This is a genomic window from Litorimonas sp., from assembly GCA_029936425.1.
Lineage (GTDB): Bacteria > Pseudomonadota > Alphaproteobacteria > Caulobacterales > Maricaulaceae > Litorimonas.
The window spans coordinates 1-2,186 of record JAPYSU010000067.1 but is presented as its reverse complement, the minus strand read 5'-3'; the positions used below and the strand labels follow the sequence as shown (position 1 = coordinate 2,186).

The following is a 2,186-nucleotide window of genomic DNA, read 5'->3' as shown; positions in this document are numbered from 1 at the left end:
GTCCATTACTGGGCCGAGTAAAGCGCGTATTCGCGCTATTCTGGATGCCATTGGCGAAACCTACCTGCTTCAAAACATTAAGCGTATGTCCGCAGAAGCGGAAAATAGCTTGGACTTTCTGGACGAGCAACTTCCCGAAATTAAAGAAAAACTCAATGGGGCTGAAGAAAAGCTCAATGCCTATCGCCTAAAAAGCGAATCCGTGGATTTGTCCCTGGAAACCCAGTCCGTGCTGGAGCGGCTGGTGGCCATTGAAGGAAAAATCAATGAGCTGAAAATCAAGGAAAGCGAAATTTCCGCCCGCTTTACCCGTGAGCACCCAGCCTACCGCACCCTGATCCAGCAACGGGCGTCGCTAAACCAGGAAAAAGATCAGCTCAACAGCCAGATCAAGGCTCTTCCGGAAACCCAGCAGGAAGTGTTGCGGCTGATGCGCGATGTAGAAGTAAACCAGGAAATCTACGTTGGCCTGCTCAACAAGGTGCAGGAACTTCGCATCATGAACGCCGGCACCGTCGGTAGTGTACGCATTATCGACAAGGCCCTGGTGCAAACTGAGCCGGTCAAACCCAAGAAAGCGCTGATTGCCATTCTGGCTGCCATGCTGGGGGCCATGGGGTCGGTTGGTGTGGTGCTTCTTAAAGCGGCGTTTAATCGTGGTATCGACAGCCCGGAGCAACTGGAAGAGCAAGGCATCTCAGTCTATGCCTCCATTCCGTTGTCGGAGCACCAGCAGAAGGTGGACCGGCTGGAAGCACTGAAACGCCGTCGTAAACGCAAACACGATAAAGAGGCCATTCCGTTGCTGACCCTGTCAGACCCGAATGATCTCGCCGTTGAAGCCTTGCGTAGTCTACGCACCAGTTTGCACTTTGCCATGATGGAGGCGAGCAACAAGGTGCTAATGGTGTCTGGCCCAAGTCCAGGGGTAGGCAAGTCCTTTGTTTCTGCCAACCTGGGGGCGGTGTTAGCCCAAACCGGGCAAAAAGTGGTGGTGGTTGACGCCGATATGCGCAAGGGCCACCTGCACCGATTCTTTGAAAATCATAACGATGTTGGGCTATCGGATTACCTGTCAGGCCAGGTGGATCAAAACGCGATTGTTCAAACCTCGCAGATGGAAAATCTGTCGTTTATTTCTCGCGGCCAGATACCGCCGAATCCGTCCGAGCTATTGATGCACGATCGCTTTAAAGCCCTGATGGAATCCCTGAGCGCCCAGCACGACATTGTGTTAGTGGATACGCCCCCCATTCTTGCAGTTACCGATGCCGCCATTGTGGGTCAGCTAGCCGGCAGCAGCCTGATCGTGACCCGCTTTGGCGTAAACAGCGTTAAGGAAGTAGACATCACTCTGACACGCTTCGCGCAGAATAATGTGGAAATCAAAGGTGCGATTCTTAATTGTATGGAGCGCCGTGCTTCCAACGAATACGGCTACTATGCTTACGAGTATCAAGAGAAAAGCTAATCATCGTTTTATGTAGCTACTTTGCGTGAGTCGATCACAGTGCTGGAAAATAAAAGTGTACCTGCACCCGATAGAAAACTGAATCGAGAACGGCTATTAAGAATAAAGAAGTAACTTTCCCGCAGGTTGTGACACTTTGCAGCGAAAGGCCTCTGGTCTTAAAGAATTGTTTTGACTTGAAATGTAAAATTAAATATTCCAATGATTTTTATATAATGAATTAATCATGAAAGAAAGTGGTCGTTAGTATGACGGTGATTATTGGTTTTGTGAATGAGGGAAAAGCTTTTATTCCTGAACTTTATGCTTATAGATCTTGCTTTTCTCAAATTCCTAAAGCAGAAGTGGTTGTCTTCGATGACTATCATTCGGCAGTCGAAAGATCTGATATTCTTTTCCTTTTTATGGGAGTGTTCCCCTTTTGGTTGAAAAGACCAAGGTTTCTGATAACGGAATACCACTCTCTCAGCACAGGACGGTCTCCTCGGATCAAAGATTTGATTAAGTCCGTTTTTAATATCAAAGGGGATGTTAGTGTTTTTCTTAATGAGAAAGTCAGGAGCGCTCTTCCTCTGGTTGGCGGAGAGTATAAGACAAGATGTATGGGTTTTGATGGTGAGCTTGCCAAGAAATACGCTAATTCGAAGAAAGAGTTTGATTTTGTTTATTCTGGTTCTTTGCGAGAAGGCGTTGAGCCTCTAATAAAAGATATTGC

Annotated in this window: 1 protein-coding gene and 1 pseudogene; both read left to right on the top strand. The window is 47.8% G+C overall.

Features of this window, described 5'->3' with window-relative positions; translation table 11 throughout:
- The coding region (locus tag ACN0IC_RS15090) for a polysaccharide biosynthesis tyrosine autokinase (protein WP_416879585.1) at positions 1–1,471 on the top strand (1,471 nt) is incomplete at its 5' end.
- A gap of 248 nt (positions 1,472–1,719) precedes the next feature.
- Positions 1,720–2,186, top strand: a pseudogene (locus tag ACN0IC_RS15085) (hypothetical protein); the annotation flags it as partial.